The organism is Micromonospora sp. NPDC023888, from assembly GCF_040639415.1.
Lineage (GTDB): Bacteria > Actinomycetota > Actinomycetes > Mycobacteriales > Micromonosporaceae > Micromonospora.
On sequence record NZ_JBEZZW010000003.1, the window covers coordinates 156,602 to 172,951 of the forward strand.

Annotated in this window: 12 protein-coding genes; 7 read left to right on the forward strand and 5 right to left on the reverse strand. The window is 71.9% G+C overall.

Translation table 11 applies throughout. The features are described from left to right. Window positions 1–89 precede the first annotated feature (89 nt). Both pgm and glgC read right to left on the reverse strand, forming a co-directional pair. Window positions 90–1,730: a phosphoglucomutase (alpha-D-glucose-1,6-bisphosphate-dependent) gene (gene pgm / locus AB0F61_RS03765; RefSeq protein WP_357802976.1), complete on the reverse strand. Its 1,641-nt coding sequence runs from the start codon at window positions 1,728–1,730 to the stop codon at window positions 90–92. Window positions 1,731–1,761: 31 nt separating this feature from the next. Continuing rightward, the gene (gene glgC, locus AB0F61_RS03770) at window positions 1,762–2,994 is read right to left on the reverse strand and encodes a glucose-1-phosphate adenylyltransferase (RefSeq protein WP_357802977.1); all 1,233 of its coding nucleotides are present in this window, start codon (window positions 2,992–2,994) and stop codon (window positions 1,762–1,764) included. Window positions 2,995–3,066: 72 nt separating this feature from the next. On the opposite strand from glgC, the gene glgA reads away from it, so the two are divergent. Beyond that, window positions 3,067–4,308 carry a glycogen synthase gene (gene glgA, locus AB0F61_RS03775; protein ID WP_357802979.1) on the forward strand — a complete coding sequence of 414 codons (1,242 nt, stop codon included), beginning with the start codon at window positions 3,067–3,069 and terminating at the stop codon, window positions 4,306–4,308. Between the two features lie 15 nt (window positions 4,309–4,323). After that, complete coding sequence (locus tag AB0F61_RS03780; protein WP_357802981.1) at window positions 4,324–4,818, forward strand: hypothetical protein; 495 nt, start codon at window positions 4,324–4,326, stop codon at window positions 4,816–4,818. Here the strand turns inward: AB0F61_RS03780 and AB0F61_RS03785 are convergent. Then, window positions 4,790–5,776, reverse strand: a complete 987-nt coding sequence (locus AB0F61_RS03785; RefSeq protein ID WP_357802983.1) for an inositol-3-phosphate synthase — start codon at window positions 5,774–5,776, stop codon at window positions 4,790–4,792. The two genes, AB0F61_RS03780 and AB0F61_RS03785, sit on opposite strands and share 29 nt — an antisense overlap. A gap of 153 nt (window positions 5,777–5,929) precedes the next feature. On the opposite strand from AB0F61_RS03785, the gene AB0F61_RS03790 reads away from it, so the two are divergent. From AB0F61_RS03790 to glgB, 3 genes are all read left to right on the forward strand, one after another. Continuing rightward, on the forward strand, window positions 5,930–7,180 hold the full coding sequence (locus AB0F61_RS03790) for a DUF222 domain-containing protein (RefSeq protein ID WP_357802985.1): 1,251 nt from the start codon (window positions 5,930–5,932) through the stop codon (window positions 7,178–7,180). A 440-nt stretch (window positions 7,181–7,620) separates the two neighbouring features. Further along, the gene (locus tag AB0F61_RS03795; protein ID WP_357802987.1) at window positions 7,621–9,804 is read left to right on the forward strand and encodes a maltotransferase domain-containing protein; all 2,184 of its coding nucleotides are present in this window, start codon (window positions 7,621–7,623) and stop codon (window positions 9,802–9,804) included. Then, window positions 9,792–11,894 carry a 1,4-alpha-glucan branching protein GlgB gene (glgB, locus tag AB0F61_RS03800; protein ID WP_357802989.1) on the forward strand — a complete coding sequence of 701 codons (2,103 nt, stop codon included), beginning with the start codon at window positions 9,792–9,794 and terminating at the stop codon, window positions 11,892–11,894. The genes AB0F61_RS03795 and glgB overlap by 13 nt, the downstream gene beginning before the upstream one ends. A 60-nt stretch (window positions 11,895–11,954) precedes the next feature. Here the strand turns inward: glgB and AB0F61_RS03805 are convergent, their stop codons facing one another. Next, window positions 11,955–12,614, reverse strand: coding sequence for a DUF6346 domain-containing protein (locus tag AB0F61_RS03805; RefSeq protein WP_357802991.1), 660 nt, complete (start codon window positions 12,612–12,614; stop codon window positions 11,955–11,957). A 92-nt stretch (window positions 12,615–12,706) separates the two neighbouring features. Further along, window positions 12,707–13,747: a phosphatase domain-containing protein gene (locus tag AB0F61_RS03810; protein ID WP_357802993.1), complete on the reverse strand. Its 1,041-nt coding sequence runs from the start codon at window positions 13,745–13,747 to the stop codon at window positions 12,707–12,709. A 123-nt stretch (window positions 13,748–13,870) separates the two neighbouring features. Between AB0F61_RS03810 and AB0F61_RS03815 the strand changes: the two genes are divergently transcribed. Continuing rightward, complete coding sequence (locus AB0F61_RS03815; protein WP_357802995.1) at window positions 13,871–15,487, forward strand: hypothetical protein; 1,617 nt, start codon at window positions 13,871–13,873, stop codon at window positions 15,485–15,487. 51 nt (window positions 15,488–15,538) lie between these two features. After that, entirely contained in the window at window positions 15,539–16,336 is a 798-nt protein-coding gene (gene yaaA, locus AB0F61_RS03820) for a peroxide stress protein YaaA (RefSeq protein WP_357802997.1), read from the forward strand. Window positions 16,337–16,350: the final 14 nt, after the last annotated feature.

Genomic DNA, 16,350 nt, shown 5'->3' on the forward strand with positions numbered 1-16,350 from the left:
GGTTGACGGGGCGATTGGAGATCGACGAGCCCGCTAACCTCATGATCGACCGGGCTGGGTTGGGGGGTTGGGGGGTTGGGGGTTAGGGGTTAGGCGGTTAGGGCCTGGTCTACTAGGTTCTTGGCTTCTTCCTGGATCTTTTTGAGGTGGTCGGGGCCCTGGAAGGACTCGGCGTAGATCTTGTAGACGTCCTCCGTGCCGGACGGGCGTGCGGCGAACCAGCCGGACTTCGTGCTCACCTTGAGGCCACCGATCGGGGCGTTGTTGCCGGGGGCGGTGGTCAGGGTCGCGGTGATCGGCTCGCCGGCCAGCTCGGTGGCGGTCACCTGGTCCGGCGAGAGCTTGGCGAGCACCGCCTTCTGCTCCCGGGTGGCCGGGGCATCGATCCGGGCGTACGCGGGAGCGCCGAACCGCTCGGCCAACTCCGCCCAGTGCTCGCTCGGGCTGCGCCCGGTGGTGGCCAGGATCTCGGCGGCGAGCAGGCAGAGCAGCAGGCCGTCCTTGTCGGTGGTCCAGGTGGAGCCGTCGCGGCGCAGGAACGACGCACCGGCGCTCTCCTCACCGCCGAAGCCGACAGACCCGTCGAGCAGGCCGGGCACGAACCACTTGAAGCCGACCGGCACCTCCAGCAGCGGCCGACCCAGGTCCGCGGCGACCCGGTCGATCATCGACGAGGAGACAAGCGTCTTGCCCACCGCGGCGGCCGGACCCCATTCGGTACGGCTCCGGAACAGGTGACCGATCGCCACCGCCAGGTAGTGGTTGGGGTTCATCAGGCCCGCGTCCGGGGTGACGATGCCGTGCCGGTCGGCGTCCGCGTCGTTGCCCGTGGAGATCTGGTAGTCGGCGCGGGCGGCGATCAGCGACGCCATCGCGTTTGGCGACGAACAGTCCATCCGGATCTTGCCGTCGCCGTCCAGGGTCATGAACCGCCAGGTCGGGTCGACAGTCGGGTTGACCACTGTCAGGTCCAGCCGGTGCCGCTCGGCGATCTCACCCCAGTACGCCACGCTCGCCCCGCCCAGCGGGTCCGCGCCGATCCGGATCCCGGCGTCGCGGATGGCGTCGATGTCGATCGCCGCCGGCAGGTCGTCGACGTAGTGGGCGAGGAAGTCGTACTCCCCGGTGGTGTCGGCGGCCCGCGCCCGCGCGTGGGTGATCCGGCGGACCTCCTTGAGCCCGGCGGCCAGGATCGCGTTGGCGCGGTCCTGGATCCACCGGGTCACGTCGGTGTCGGCCGGCCCGCCGTTCGTGGGGTTGTACTTGAAGCCGCCGTCGTCGGGCGGGTTGTGCGACGGGGTGATGACGATGCCGTCGGCGAGCCCGCTGGTACGACCCCGGTTGTGGGTGAGGATCGCGTGCGACAACGCCGGGGTGGGGGTGTAGCCGTCGCGGCTGTCGACGAGCACGGTGACGCCGTTGGCGGCGAGCACCTCCAGGGCGTCCACGGCGGCCGGCGCGGAGAGGGCGTGGGTGTCCCGGGCGAGGAAGAGCGGCCCGTCCAGCCCCTGCTCGCGCCGGTAGTCGCAGAGCGCCTGGGTGACCGCCAGGATGTGGTCGGAGTTGAACGCGTTGCGCAGGCTGGAGCCGCGGTGGCCGGAGGTGCCGAAGGAGACCTGCTGGGCCGGGTCCGTGGGGTCCGGATGCTCGGCGTAGTAGGCGGTCACCAGGCGCGGCACGTCGACCAGGTCGGCGGGCTCGGCGGGCTGGCCGGCACGGGGGTGGGTCACTGCGAAATCCTCCTCGGGGAGTGCCTGTCGCTCACGGCTCGACCTTCTGGCCCTTGCCGATCACCACGATGCCATTGTCGGAGACGGTGTAGCGCTGCCGGTCCTTCTCCAGGTCGACGCCGATCTCGACGCCCTCCGGGACGAACACGTTCTTGTCCAGGATCGCCCGCCGGACCACCGCGTGCCGGCCGATCTCCACACCCTCCATCAGCACCGAGCCCTCGACGTGCGCCCAGGAGTGCACCCGCACCTTCGGCGAGACGATCGAGTTCTCCACAAGCGAGCCGGAGATCACCACCCCGGGCGAGACCATCGAGCCGACCGCCCGGCCGACCCGCTCACCCCACTGGTGGACGAACTTCGCCGGCGGCCACGGCGGCTGCTCGGTGTAGATCGGCCAGTCGAAGTTGTACATGTTGAACACGGGGTGCACGTTGATCAGATCCATGTGCGCGTCGTAGAACGAGTCGAGCGTCCCCACGTCGCGCCAGTACCCGCGGTCCCGGTCGGTGCTGCCCGGTACCTCGTTGTCGCGGAAGTCGTAGACGTTGGCCTCGCCCCGCTCGACGAGCATCGGGATGATGCTGCCACCCATGTCGTGCTTGCTGGACTTGTCCGCCGCGTCGCGCTCGACGGCCTCGCACAGGGCGCGGGTGGTGAAGACGTAGTTGCCCATCGAGGCGTAGATCTCGTCCGGCGCGTCCGGCAGGCCGACCGCGTCGGTGGGCTTCTCGCGGAACGCGCGGATCTTCCGGCCGTCCTCGCCGACCTCGATGACACCGAACTGGTCGGCCATCGACAGCGGCTGGCGGATGCCGGCGACGGTGACCGCGGCGCCGGAGGCGATGTGGTCCTCCACCATCTGCCGCGGGTCCATCCGGTAGATGTGGTCGGCGCCGAAGACGATCACGTAGTCGGGCTGCTCGTCGTTGATCAGGTTGAAGCTCTGGTAGATGGCGTCGGCCGAGCCGGCGAACCACCAGGGGCCGCGACGCTGCTGCGCGGGCACCGGGGTGACGTAGTTGCCGAGCAGCGTGGACATCCGCCAGGTCTTGGTGATGTGCCGGTCGAGGGAATGGGACTTGTACTGGGTCAACACGACGATCTTGAGATAGCCGGCGTTGGCCAGGTTGGAGAGGACGAAGTCGACCATGCGGTACATCCCGCCGAACGGGACGGCCGGCTTGGCCCGGTCCGTGGTGAGTGGCATCAGGCGCTTGCCCTCACCACCCGCCAGGACGATCGCGAGCACCTTGGCAGCCATGCCCCGACGCTATCCACCCGCGTCGGACTTCACCACTCGTACGGGGAGTCTTCTGCATTAGGGTGCGGGGTCATGACGGAACCCACCCCGCTGCGCGTCGATCTGCTCACCCGCGAGTACCCGCCGGAGGTCTACGGCGGCGCCGGGGTGCACGTCGAGTACCTGGCCCGGGAGTTGCGCCACCGCGCCGACGTCCGGGTGCACTGCTTCGGCCTGCCGCGCACCGAGCCGGGCGTCACCGCGTACGCCGAACCGCCGGGCCTGACCGGCGCGAACGCCGCGCTGCGCACGATGGGCGTGGACCTGGAGATGGCCGCCGGCGCGGCCGGCGCCGACGTGGTGCACAGCCACACCTGGTACGCGAACCTGGCCGGGCACACCGCGAAGCTGCTGCACGGGGTGCCGCACGTGGTGACCGCGCACAGCCTGGAGCCCCTGCGACCGTGGAAGGCCGAGCAGCTCGGCGGCGGCTACGCGCTCTCCTCCTGGATCGAGCGCACCGCGATGGAGGCCGCCGACGCGGTCATCGCGGTCAGTGGCGGGATGCGCACCGACGTGCTCACCGCCTACCCGCAGATCGACCCGGACCGGGTCCGGGTGGTCTATAACGGCATCGACACCATCCAGTACGCGCCGGACCAGAACACCGACGTGCTCGACCGGCTCGGCGTCGACCCGTCCCGACCCAGCGTGGTCTACGTGGGAAGGATCACCCGGCAGAAGGGGCTGCCCTACCTGCTGCGGGCCGCGCGGGAGCTGCCGGCGGACACCCAGCTCGTGCTGCTCGCCGGAGCACCGGACACCGCCGAGATCGCCGCGGAGGTGGAGGAGTTGGTCGCCGAGTTGCGGGCCAACCGTTCCGGCGTGGTCTGGGTCGCCGAGATGCTGCCCAAGCCAGAGGTGATCCAGGTGCTCACCCACGCCACCGTCTTCGTCTGCCCGTCGGTGTACGAGCCGATGGGCATCGTCAACCTGGAGGCGATGGCCTGCGAGACGGCGGTGGTGGCGACCGCGACCGGCGGCATCCCCGAGGTGGTGGCCGACGGTGAGACGGGCCTGCTGGTGCCCATCGAGCAGGCCACCGACGGGTCCGGCCGACCGCTGGCCCCGGAGCGGTTCGTCGCCGACCTGGCGGCGGCGATCAACACGCTGCTCGCCGATCCGGCGCGCACCGGGCGGTTCGGCCTGGCCGGTCGCCGGCGCGCGGTGGACCACTTCTCCTGGGACGCCATCGCCGGTCAGACCCTCGACGTGTACCGCTCCGTCGGCGCGGGCCGCAACGCGGGTCTCGGCACGGGCCTTGTCGCGGGCTGAGGACGGCGGGCGACCATGCGGTACGACGAACTCGAAGCGGCAATCCTCCGGTTGGTCGTCGGGGCGGACGAGGACGACCTGCGCGTCTTCGGCCTGGAGACGGTCACCCGGCTGGTCCGGGAGGAACTGCTCGACACCGCCTCCGACGACGAGCTGACCGAGGACGGGTGGGCGGCGCTCGCCACCGCCCGCGAGAACGTCCGGACGGCAGGCGCGACGGAGCTGCGCGCCCAGCTGGTGCGGATCGACGAGGGCATCCTCGCCGACGGCGACCTGGATCAGGGCCTCCTGACGGTCATCACCGCGCTCGAACACTGGACCACCTACCTGGAGGAGAACCAGCGCGGGGAGCTTTACGAGCTGGCCATCCGCGCGATCGAGGAGGTCGACTTCCAGGTCTCGGCCGACCTTGACGACGTCCTCGCCACCCCGGAGATGGCCGCCGAGTACGCGCGGATCGAGCGCCTGCTCACCGCCGGCCTCAGACCGCCGTTCCCGGAGGGGACTTGAGCAACGACGTCACCTCGGCGGAATAACCACCACGCCCGTCGCGCAGCGCGCTGGCCGCGATGCGGACGAGGTCGATGTTGACGCCGGCAGCACCGCTGGGGTCATGCACCGTCAGCTTCACGTCGAGGCTCACCGCTGTCTCACCCCAGCCCTGCGCCTCGATGTTGAGGTGAGCCACCTTCTGCGAGCGCAGGTGCGGCAGGTAGCCGAGCGGGGCCACCTCGACCGTGCCGGCGGCGGGTCGGTCGGCGGCGGGCTGGTCGGCGGCGGGGTGGCCTTCCGACAGGGCGTTGAGCTTGGACTGCTTCTTGGTGTTGGGGTTGTCGACCAGGTTGCGGAAGTCCTCGGTGCCGCCGAGGTTGACCTGGTAGGAGCTGACAAGCGTGAGGCCCCGTTCCTGGAGCAGCCGCAGCAGCGTGTTGTGCAGCACGGAGGTGCCGAACTGGCTGGCCAGGTCATCACCGAGCAGCGGCAGACCGGCCGCCTCGAACCTTCCCAGCAGGTGCGGATCGCGGGCGACCGGGTCGGACGTGGTGTTGATGAAGGCGACACCCGCGTGGTGTGCCGCCTCGGCGTACGCCCGGGCGGTCTCCGGCCGGCCGCTCGGTGCCGAGTAGAGCAGCACCTCCGCCCCGGCCAGCGCCGCCGCCACCCGCGGCACCCCGGTCGCGTCGACGAGGCCCTTCGTGACGGGCACACCGGCCCGGGGCAGGTCGCAGTCGAGTCGGGGAAAGTTGTTGGGCGCCAGGAAGATCGCCTCGGTCAGGTCCCGACCGATCTTCTCCGCGGAGGTGGCGAAGGCCGCCACGACGCCGATGTCGCCGACCCCGAGCCCGTCGATCATCGGTCGGCGGATCCCCACCAGGCTGCCGCTCTGCCGGTAGAGAGCAAGCCCCTGCACCAACGCCGACGTGTTGTTGCCGACGCCGACGACCGCCACCTTCACCCGTTCGATCATGGCCGGAGGCTATGTCACCTCCGCGCGCGCGGCGGCCCTCGCCCGAGCGGCGCTCTGTCGTCCAGGTAGCCCTGTGCGCGGAGGTGCGGTGATCCGCTCGGCCCGGCCATCAACGGGCCGGAAGATGTCGTACACGTGTTCTAATCTCTGCGGGTGATCGATGCGTTGGAGCAGGCCGAGGCCGCCGTGGCGGCCTGCTTCGACACGGCGGCCTGGGCTGCTGGCGAGCGCGATCTCGTGGCGGCGTTGGACGCCACGCATCGCATCGAGCAACGCCTGGCCGCGGTCAAGCTGACCCTCGTGCGTGAGCTGGACGGTCGCGGCACCGCGACCGCGCAGGGCGCGTCCTCGACGGCGGTGTGGCTCCGTGACCGGCTACGCCTCGGCGTCGGCGCGGCCCGCCGCCTGGTCGAGCTGGCCGCGACACTCGACACCGCCCCGCCCGCCGTCCGAGACGCGTTGGCCGGTGGGGTGGTCGACGTGGAACAGGTCCGGGTCATCGCCGGCACCGTCGAGACCGTGCACACCACGGCCGGTGCCGACGCCGCCGACAAGGCCGTCGGCGTCCTCGTCGACTGGGCGGCGCAGTTCGACGCCGCGCTGCTGCGCAAACTCGGCACCCGCATCCTCGACCACGTCGCCCCGCACATCGCCGACGCCGCCGCCGAGGCCGCGCTACGAGCCCAGGAGTCACGAGCCGCCCGCGACCGACACCTCACGATCAGCGAGCAGCCCGACGGCCGGCTACGCCTCACCGGCATCCTCAACCCCGAAGCCGCCGCCGCGTTGCGCGCCGCCATCGACCCGCTGAGCACGCCCACCGGCCCCGACGACACCCGCACCCCAGGCCAACGCCGCCACGACGCCCTCGCCGACGTATGCCGGCTGGCCCTGCGCACCGGCCAGCTACCCGAAAACGGCGGAGACCCCGCACAGGTCGTCGTCACCACCAACTACGACGGGCTGACCCAGCAGCTGGGCACCGGCACTCTCGACACCGGCCAGCACATCAGCGCCGAGACCGTGCGCCGGCTCGCCTGCGACGCCGCCATCCTGCCCGCCGTCCTCAACAGCGCCGGCCAGGTCCTCGACGTCGGCCGACAACGCCGCCTCATCACCGGCCCACTCCGCCGCGCCCTCGTCCTACGCGACCGCGGCTGCACCTTCCCCGGCTGCGACCGCCCACCCCGCTGGTGCGACGCCCACCACATCCGACACTGGGCCGACGGCGGCACCACCAGCCTGGCCAATGCCGTCCTGCTCTGCAGCCACCACCACCGACACCTCCACCACAGCGACTGGACCGTGCGGCTTAGCCGCGACGGCCACCCCGAATTCATCCCACCCGCCTGGCTCGACCCCGACCAGATCCCCCGCCGCAACCACTACCACCTCCGCAGATAGCGGGCAGGGACCGCCACTCGCCGCCGGCCGCCAGCCGCTCGTGCCGGGCGGTCGCCGTGTTGACGTCGCCGGCACTGCCTTCACAGTCAACAGAGCATGCACGGTGTGTCACTCATGGTGCAAAGATCGGGGCGCTGACGGGAGGGTGGCGCCACCCATGCCGCAAGCACCGCTGTACGAGCAGATCATTGGGCGACGTCGTGAACTCGGTCCGCGCCGGCACGTTGCAGCCCGGCGACAAACTGCCGTCCATCGCGGAGATGCCCTCCGGCCTAGATCCACTCGGGTTTCCGGAAACCGCCGGGTCCGGGTCGCCTCGATACCGCGCTTTCAAGGAACGCGTGTGGATCTTGACGCGCGACCCCGGGGGCGGGACCGGGGAGGGACGGACCGGCGGGCTTGGCCGCGCGCGAACGGATCTCGCGCAGTAGGTTGGCGGGGTGACTGGACGGTTCCCGATCGAAGACGTCTCCCCCGTCGTCTCGTGCGGGCGATACCCGGCCAAGGCGGTGGTCGACGAACCGGTCCCGGTGTCGGCCCGCGCCTACCGGGAGGGGCACGACGCGCTCGGCTGCAACGTGGTCTGGATGGGTCCGGACGGCGTCACCAGGCCGTTCACCCGGATGCGCCCCGGCGAGCCCGGCCAGGACCGGTGGCACGCCACCATCGCACCGGACGCCGTCGGCTCCTGGGCCTTCGCCGTCGAGGCGTTCCAGGACCCGTACCTGACCTGGCAGAACGCGGTGACGAAGAAGATCGCCGCCGGGCAGGGGCCGGAGGACCTCGCCAACGACCTGGCCGAGGGCGCGCGGGTGCTGGCCGCCGCCCGGGACCTCGTCCCGACCGCCGACCGGCCCCGGGTCGCCGACGCGCTCACCGCGCTTGTCGAGACCGACCTGCCGCTGCCGCAGCGGGTCGGCCCGGCGCTGGCGCTCGCCGACCTGCTCTGGGAGCACCCGGTGCGGGAGCTGGTCACCGCCGGTGACACGTACTCGATCTGGGTGGACCGCAAGCGGGCGCTCTACTCGGCCTGGTACGAGTTCTTCCCCCGCTCCGAGGGAGCGGCGGGCGGCCGGTCCGGCACCTTCGCCACCGCCACCGAACGGCTCCCGGGCGTGGCCGCGATGGGCTTCGACGTGCTCTACCTGCCGCCGATCCACCCGATCGGCCGGGTCAACCGCAAGGGCCGCAACAACGCGCTCACCGCCGGGCCGACAGACGTGGGCTCGCCGTGGGCGATCGGCGCCGCCGAGGGCGGCCACGACACGATCCACCCCGACCTGGGTACGCCTGCGGACTTCCGGGCCTTCATCGAGGCCGCGGCGGCACAGGGCCTGGAGGTGGCGATGGACCTGGCGTTGCAGTGCGCGCCCGACCACCCGTGGGTCAGCGAGCACCCGGAGTGGTTCACCACCCGGGCCGACGGCAGCATCGCGTACGCGGAGAACCCGCCGAAGAAGTACCAGGACATCTACCCGGTCAACTTCGACAACGACCCGGAGGGCATCCGGGCCGAGGTGCTGCGGGTGGTGCTGCACTGGGTGGGCGAGGGCGTCCGGATCTTCCGGGTGGACAACCCGCACACCAAGCCGTTCGACTTCTGGCACTGGCTGATCGCCGAGGTGAAGAGTGTCGACCCGGACGTGCTGTTCCTGGCCGAGGCGTTCACCCGGCCGGCCATCATGCACGGCCTCGGCAAGATCGGCTTCACGCAGTCGTACACCTATTTCACCTGGCGCACGACGGCCGCCGAGATGCGGGAGTACTGCGAGGAGCTGGTCGCCTCGGCCGACCACATGCGGCCGAACTTCTGGCCGAACACGCCGGACATCCTGCACGAGTCGTTGCAGCACGGCGGCCCGCCGATGTTCAAGATCCGGGCGGTGCTGGCCGCGCTGCTCTCCCCCTCCTGGGGCCTGTACGCCGGCTACGAGCTGTTCGAGCACGTGGCCCGGCCGGGCGCGGAGGAATACCTGGACAACGAGAAGTACGAGCTGCGCCCCCGCGACTGGGCCGGCGCCGAGGCGCAGGGCCGTTCGCTGGCGCCGTTCCTGACCACCCTCAACCGGGTACGCCGGGACAACCCGGCCCTGCACCAGCTCCGCAACCTGCGCTTCCACGAGATCGACAACCCGGCGCTGCTCTGCTGGTCCAAGCACGACCCGGCCACCGGCAACACCGTCATCGTGATCTGCTCGTTCGACTCGCGCGAGGTGCAGTGGGGCAACACGACGCTCGACATGCCGGAGCTCGGGTTCGACTGGCATGAGCGGTTCACCGTGTACGACGAGCTGACCGGCACCAGCTACGACTGGGGTCAGCGCAACGCGGTGCGGCTCGACCCGTACCTGCAACCGGCGCACGTGCTGACCGTGCGCCGCCCGGTCGCGCCCGCCGCGCCGGAACCCGCCGGCGTCGAGCCGGCGGACCTCACCGTCACCGACGTCCCGGACGACCTGTCCGGCGGCACCGCGCCGACGACCCCGGCACCGACGACCGGCTCCGGCCCGGCGACGGCCAACCCGTCCGCCGCCCGCCCGGCAGCGGCCCGCCCGGCGAGGGCCCGCTCGTCCGCCTCCGCACCGACCGACGCCGCCCCGAAGGACGACCGATGGACCAGTTGATCACCGGCGCGACGCACGACCCGCACGCGCTGCTCGGCGCGCACCCCGCCGACTCCTCGACGACGATCCGCACGCTGCGCCGGGGCGCCGGTGACGTGGTGCTGCTCGTCGGCGACGAGCGGCATCCCATGAAGCGGGTGCACGACGTGGGCGTCTTCGAGACCCAGGTCGACGGCACCGTGCTCGACTACCGGGTGGAGGTCGACGGCACCGCCCACGACGACCCGTACCGCTATCCACCGACCCTCGGTGAGCTGGACCTGCACCTGATCCGGGAGGGCCGGCACGAACGGCTGTGGGACGCGCTTGGCGCGCGGGTCTTCGACGAGGGCGTCGCGTTCAGCGTGTGGGCGCCCAACGCCCGCGGCGTGCGGGTGGTCGGCGACTTCACCGGCTGGGCCCCGGACGACGGCTGGCCGATGCGGTCGCTCGGCTCCAGCGGCGTGTGGGAGCTGTTCGTCCCCAACGCCCGGGTCGGGGCCCGCTACAAGTACCGGGTGCTGGGCGCCGACGGGCAGTGGCGGGACAAGGCCGACCCCCTGGCCGCGTACGCGGAGGTGCCGCCGGCCACCGCCTCGGTGGTGCACCACTCGACGTACCTGTGGAACGACGCGGACTGGCTGGCCCGGCGGGCCGAGCGGCAACCGCACCAGGAGCCGATGAGCGTCTACGAGGTGCACCTCGGTTCGTGGCGACCCGGGTTGGGCTACCGCGAGCTGGCCGACCAGCTCACCGCGTACGTCACCGAGATGGGCTTCACGCACGTGGAGTTCCTGCCGGTGATGGAGCACCCGTTCGGCGGTTCCTGGGGTTATCAGGTGACCGGCTACTACGCGCCGACCTCCCGCTTCGGTGACCCGGACGACTTCCGGCACCTGGTCGACCGGCTGCACGCCGCCGGCATCGGCGTGATCCTGGACTGGGTGCCCGCGCACTTCCCCAAGGACGAGTGGGCGCTTGCCCGCTTCGACGGCACCCCGCTCTACGAGCACCCCGACCCGCGCCGGGGCGAGCACCCCGACTGGGGCACGTACGTGTTCGACTTCGGCCGCAACGAGGTCCGCAACTTCCTGGTCGCCAACGCGCTCTACTGGTGCGACCAGTTCCACGTCGACGGGCTCCGGGTGGACGCCGTGGCCTCGATGCTCTACCTGGACTACTCCCGCGAGCACGGGCAGTGGGCCCCGAACCAGTACGGCGGTCGGGAGAACCTGGAGGCCATCGCGCTCATGCAGGAGGTGAACGCGACCGTCTACAAGCACCACGCCGGGGTCGTCATGATCGCCGAGGAGTCCACCGCCTGGCCGGGTGTCACCCGGTCGACGGCCGAGGGCGGGCTGGGCTTCGGGTTCAAGTGGAACATGGGCTGGATGCACGACACCCTGCTCTACACCTCGAAGGACCCGATCTACCGCCAGCACCACCACCACCAGCTCACCTTCTCCCTGGCGTACGCGTGGAGCGAGAACTACGTGCTGCCGATCAGCCACGACGAGGTGGTGCACGGCAAGGGCTCACTGGCCGGCAAGATGCCCGGCGACACCTGGCAGCGGCTGGCGAACGTGCGGGCGCTGCTGGCGTACATGTGGGCGCACCCGGGCAAGCAGTTGCTCTTCATGGGCTCCGAGCTGGCCGACGACCGGGAGTGGAGCGAGGAGCGCGGCCTGGACTGGTACCTGCTGCACGACCCGGCCCGCGCCGGCGTGCAGCGCCTGGTCGCCGACCTCAACCGGGTCTACCGGGACACCCCGGCGCTCTGGGCACAGGACACCGCACCGGCCGGGTTCCGGTGGATCGCCGGCGACGACGTCGCCAACAACACCGTGTCGTTCGTCCGGATCGCCCCGGACGGCTCGACCCTGGTGTGCGTGGCGAACTTCTCCGCCCAGCCGCTGCACGACTACCGGATCGGCCTACCGGCCGGCGGCACGTGGGCGGAGGTGCTCAACACCGACGCCCACCACTACGGCGGGTCCGGGGTGGGCAACCTGGGCCAGGTACGCGCCGAGGACGTGCCGTGGCACGGGATGGTCGCCTCGGCGGCCCTCCAGGTCCCGCCGCTCGGCGCCGTCTGGCTGCGCCAGGGCTGACCCGCTGACGCTCTCCCCATGATCACTTGATGCTGAGTAGTTCTGTGGATCTCCTGGCAACTACTCACCATCAAGTGATCGAGCGGCATCCGCTCGTCGAGCCTCGAAGCGACGGCGCTTGCCACGGCGATTGACCCAGGTGTAGTACCTGGGGACGCCGACTGCCGTCCGCAACAGATAGACCCCGATGAGCATGAGCAGCACGAGAACCAGGCCGGTCCGCAGGATGCCCAGCACTGCCAGAGCGAGAGCCCAGATCCGCCACGCCGGGCGACCGTACCGGCAGTCGGTGTTGCCCTTGCCGTGGCAGACCTCGCGGAACTCGACCGGCCCGCCCCGGTCGGCGGGGGTGACGGTCGAGTGCCGGACCACGGTCCGCACCTCGCGACCGTCGCGGGTCTGGACCGTCACCGCGCAGTGCCACCAGTAGCCGAACCCGTCGCCGCTCACCGGACCAACCCGGCGGCACTCGTCGACTATCGCCTCCGCCGGCTGCTGGGCGGGGGTGGACTTGAACACTCCCACGCCCGGGTAGAAGCTCTGCACGGTGTCCAGCACGAGCATCGAGGCGACGAGCCCCGCCGCGAGGGCAACCACCGCCGCGAACTGCGTCAGCCGCCCCCAGAACGGCCCGCGCCGCTCGTACGCGGCGATCTGTTCGCCCTGTAGGCGCGCGGTCTGGTCACTGTCGCCGTCGTTCAGCTCGCCCGTGCGGGCCACGCCATCCACCTTCGCCCCCCACCTTCCGCCCAGGCGGGTCGGATGGGACCGTAGCCCAGCACGGCAACCCGGGCGTCGGGCAGGACCGGCGGTCAGACCAGGTTGGCGTCGCGCAGCAGTTGCCACAGGCCGGCGCCGTCCGGGGCGGACAGCCACTTCTGCCCCACCGGCCCCGACGACGGGCGACCAGCCGGCGCGGGCAGGGTGCCGGCCAGCACGGACTGGGTCGGGGAGAGGCGGCGGATCGCCACCCCGGCGACGTTCTCCGGGTGGGCGGCTGCGAACTCCCGGTAGATCTCCTGGTCGTGCTGGCCGTCGTCGCCGACCAGCAGCCAGCGCACGTCGGGGAACTCCCGGGCCAGCCGGGCCAGGGTCCCCCGCTTGTGTTCCATTCCGCTGCGGAACCAACGGTCGGCGGTCGGGCCCCAGTCGGTGAGCAGCAGCGGCCCGGCCGGGTAGAGGTGCCGGGACAGGAAGCGGGTCAGGGTGGGCGCCACGTTCCACGCGCCGGTGGAGAGGTAGAAGACCGGGGCGCCCGGGTGCGCGGTGACCAGCCGCTCGTAGAGCACGGCCATGCCGGGCACGGCGTTGCGGGCGTGCTCGTCGAGCACGAACGTGTTCCACGCGGCGAGCAGCGGCCGGGGCAGCGCGGTGACCATCACCGTGTCGTCGATGTCGGAGATGATGCCGAACTTGACCTCCGGGTCGAGGATGCGCACCGGCGCGTCGACCGGCTCGGCGTCCGGGACGCTGAGGCGGACCGTGCCCCAGCCCGGTGGCAGGTCGGCCTCGACGAGCGTGTCGACGAAGCCGCTGCGGTCGGCCTGCGTCTCGTGCCGTACCCCGCCGGCCTCGATAGTCACGGTGACGTGCTTGTTGGGCAGGGTGGTGAAGCTGCGCCACCCGCGGACCTTGTCGAGTCGGCCCCGCTGCCGGGTGTCCGGTCGGCCCAGCAACACCCGGCACATCACCCGCACCCAGCCCGGTGCGCCGTAACCGGTGTACGCGACGATGTTGACCCGCCAGCCGGTGCGCCGCAGCCGACGCTCGACGAGCTGGTGCACGGCGTCCTCGATCCGCGCAGCCCGGTGCAGGTTCGGAACGGCCAACTGGCCGGCGGGAGTCGGTGGCACGCGCCAACCCTGCCACACGTCGACAGCCACGGCCACGCGAGCCGAGCGGGCTGCGCCGAACCTCCCCGGCCCGCCCGCCGTCCGTGAAACACTCCGGTCGGGACGACGACGGGGGCGTTGGTCGTGTCGCATCCAGAGCAGCATGGTGGGCGGTGGCGTCCACGACTCGACCGGCCGGCGTTCGTCGCCCTGCTGTTCGGGCTGGCCGGCGTCGGGTATCGGCTGGTCCTGACGCTGTACACGGTGCCGGTGTCGAACAGTGACGAGGCGACCTTCGGCCTCGCCGCGCTGCACATCGGGCAGGGCCGGGAACGCCCGGTCTTCCTGTACGGCCAGCACTACATGGGGATGTTGGAGTCGTACCTGGCCGCGCCCCTGCTGGCGGTGACCGGACCGAGCTGGCCGGTGCTGCGGTTGCCGATGCTCGCGCTGTACGCGCTGTTCCTCTACCTGATGCACCGGCTGACCCGCCGGCTCTGCGCACCCTGGTTCGCCACAGTCGTCGTCGGCCTGCTCGCGCTCGGCGGCGAGCGGGTGGTCCGCGACCAGCTCACGGTCGTCGGGGGGCGACCGGAGGTGAAGCCGGCGGTGCTGCTGATGCTGCTGATCACTGTGGGGTTGGCGGCCGGCACCGTGCGCCGCCGGCGGCTCGCCGTCGCGCTCTTCGGCCTCCTCGTCGGGCTGGCCGCCTGGTCGGACTGGCTGATCCTGCCGTATCTGGCGGTGGCCGGGCTGGCGCTGGTGTGGGCGCTGCGACGCGAACTGCTCGGCTGGTCCGGCCTGCTGCTGGTGGTGGGCGTCGTGGTCGGGATCGCGCCGATGGTCCTCGACAACCTGCGGGCCGGGCCGGGCGAGGACTCGCTGACCGTGTTCCGGGAGGTCAGCACCAAGGCGGGGCCGTTGCCGCCGTGGTCCGAGCGGATCCGGGGCGGCCTGCTGGAGGGGGTGCCGCTGGCGCACGGGCTCTGCCCGGTGGACGGTTGCGGACGCTGGCAACAGTGGTTCGGAGTGGTGTACCCGGTGCTGCTGGTGGTCGGCGCGGTGCTCGCGGTGCCCGCGTACCGCCGCGCCGCCGGCCGGCGCGGGGACCGGGTCGGGCCGGTCGTGCAGCTCGCGCTGCTCGCCGGCGCGGCGTTGACCCTGTTGTCGTACGTCCGCAGTCCGCTCGCCGCGACCAGCCCACTTGACAACGCCCGTTACCTGTCGGTGCTGCAACTGTCGCTGCCGGCGGTGCTCTGGCCGCTCTGGGTGGCGGCGCTGACCGCCTGGCGGGGCACCAGCAGCGTGCTGGGGCGGCTCACCGGCGCGCTGTCCACCGCCGTGCTGGTCGCCCTGACCGCGACCACACTTGTGGTCACCGTGCTGTTCGCGGCCACCGGCAGCGCGGCGTCGCGGACCGAGGAGCGCCAGGCCCGGGAGTTGGCCGCCGCGCTGCGCGCCGACGGCCCGCACGAGGTGTACGGGGACTACTGGACCTGCAACCGACTGATCTTCAACACGGACGAGACGGTGGTCTGCGGGGTGCTCAACGGCAACCTGTCCCCCGGGCAGAACCGCTACCGCCCGTACTGGCGGCAGGTCGGCAGGGCCCCACGACCGGGCTATGTGGTGGAGACCGATTCCCCGATGGATCGGCGGCTGCGCCGACTGCTCGCCGACCGGGCCGACGCCGCACCGGTACGCGAGGTGGGCGGCTATCGCGTGTACCACCCGCAGACCCCGGTGCGGCCCTGGCGCTGACCGCGGGTCGTACGCTGGCCGGGCCGCCGTCCCGCCCGTCGAGGAGACCCCATGCTCATCCTGCTGCCGCCCTCGGAGGGCAAGGCCGACGCCGGCACCGGGCGGCGCTGGGCCCCGGAGCGGCTCTCGCTGCCCGAGCTGAACCCGGCCCGGGAGCGGGTGGTGGACGCCCTCGTCGCGCTGAGCGCCGGGCCGGACGAGGCGACGGCGCTCGCGGCGCTCGGCCTCAGCGAGGGCCAGCGGGGCGAACTGCGCCGCAACGCCCGGCTGCGGGAGGCGGCCACCGCGCCGGCCGAACGGCTCTACACCGGGGTCCTCTACGAGGCGCTGGAGCTGGCCTCGTTGCCGGTCGCGGCGCAGCGGGCGGCCCGCCGGTCGATCCTGATCAGCTCCGGGCTGTGGGGCGCGGTCCGGCTCGCGGACCGGATCCCCCCGTACCGCTGCCCGATCGGTGCCCGCCTGCCGGGCGTCGGGGCGTTGTCGGCGTACTGGCGTCGGGAGCTGACGCCGGCGTTGGACGCCGCCGCCGGCCGCGGCCCGGTGCTGGACCTGCGGTCCGGCGCGTACGCGGCCACCTGGACGCCGCGGGGAGAGGTGGCCGAACGGACCGTCAGCGTGCGGGTGCTGCACGAGCGGGAGATCGACGGCGTGCCGGTCCGCTCGGTGGTCAGCCACTTCAACAAGGCGACCAAGGGCCGGCTGGTCCGTGACCTGCTCGTCGCCGGCGCCCGACCGCGCTCCGCCGCGGAGCTGCTCGGCACGCTGCGGGAGTTGAAACACACCGTCGAGGAGCAGGCCACCGCGCCCGGCCGGGTGCGGCAGGTGGACCTGGTGGTCACCGACCTGTAGCGGTGGGAACAGCC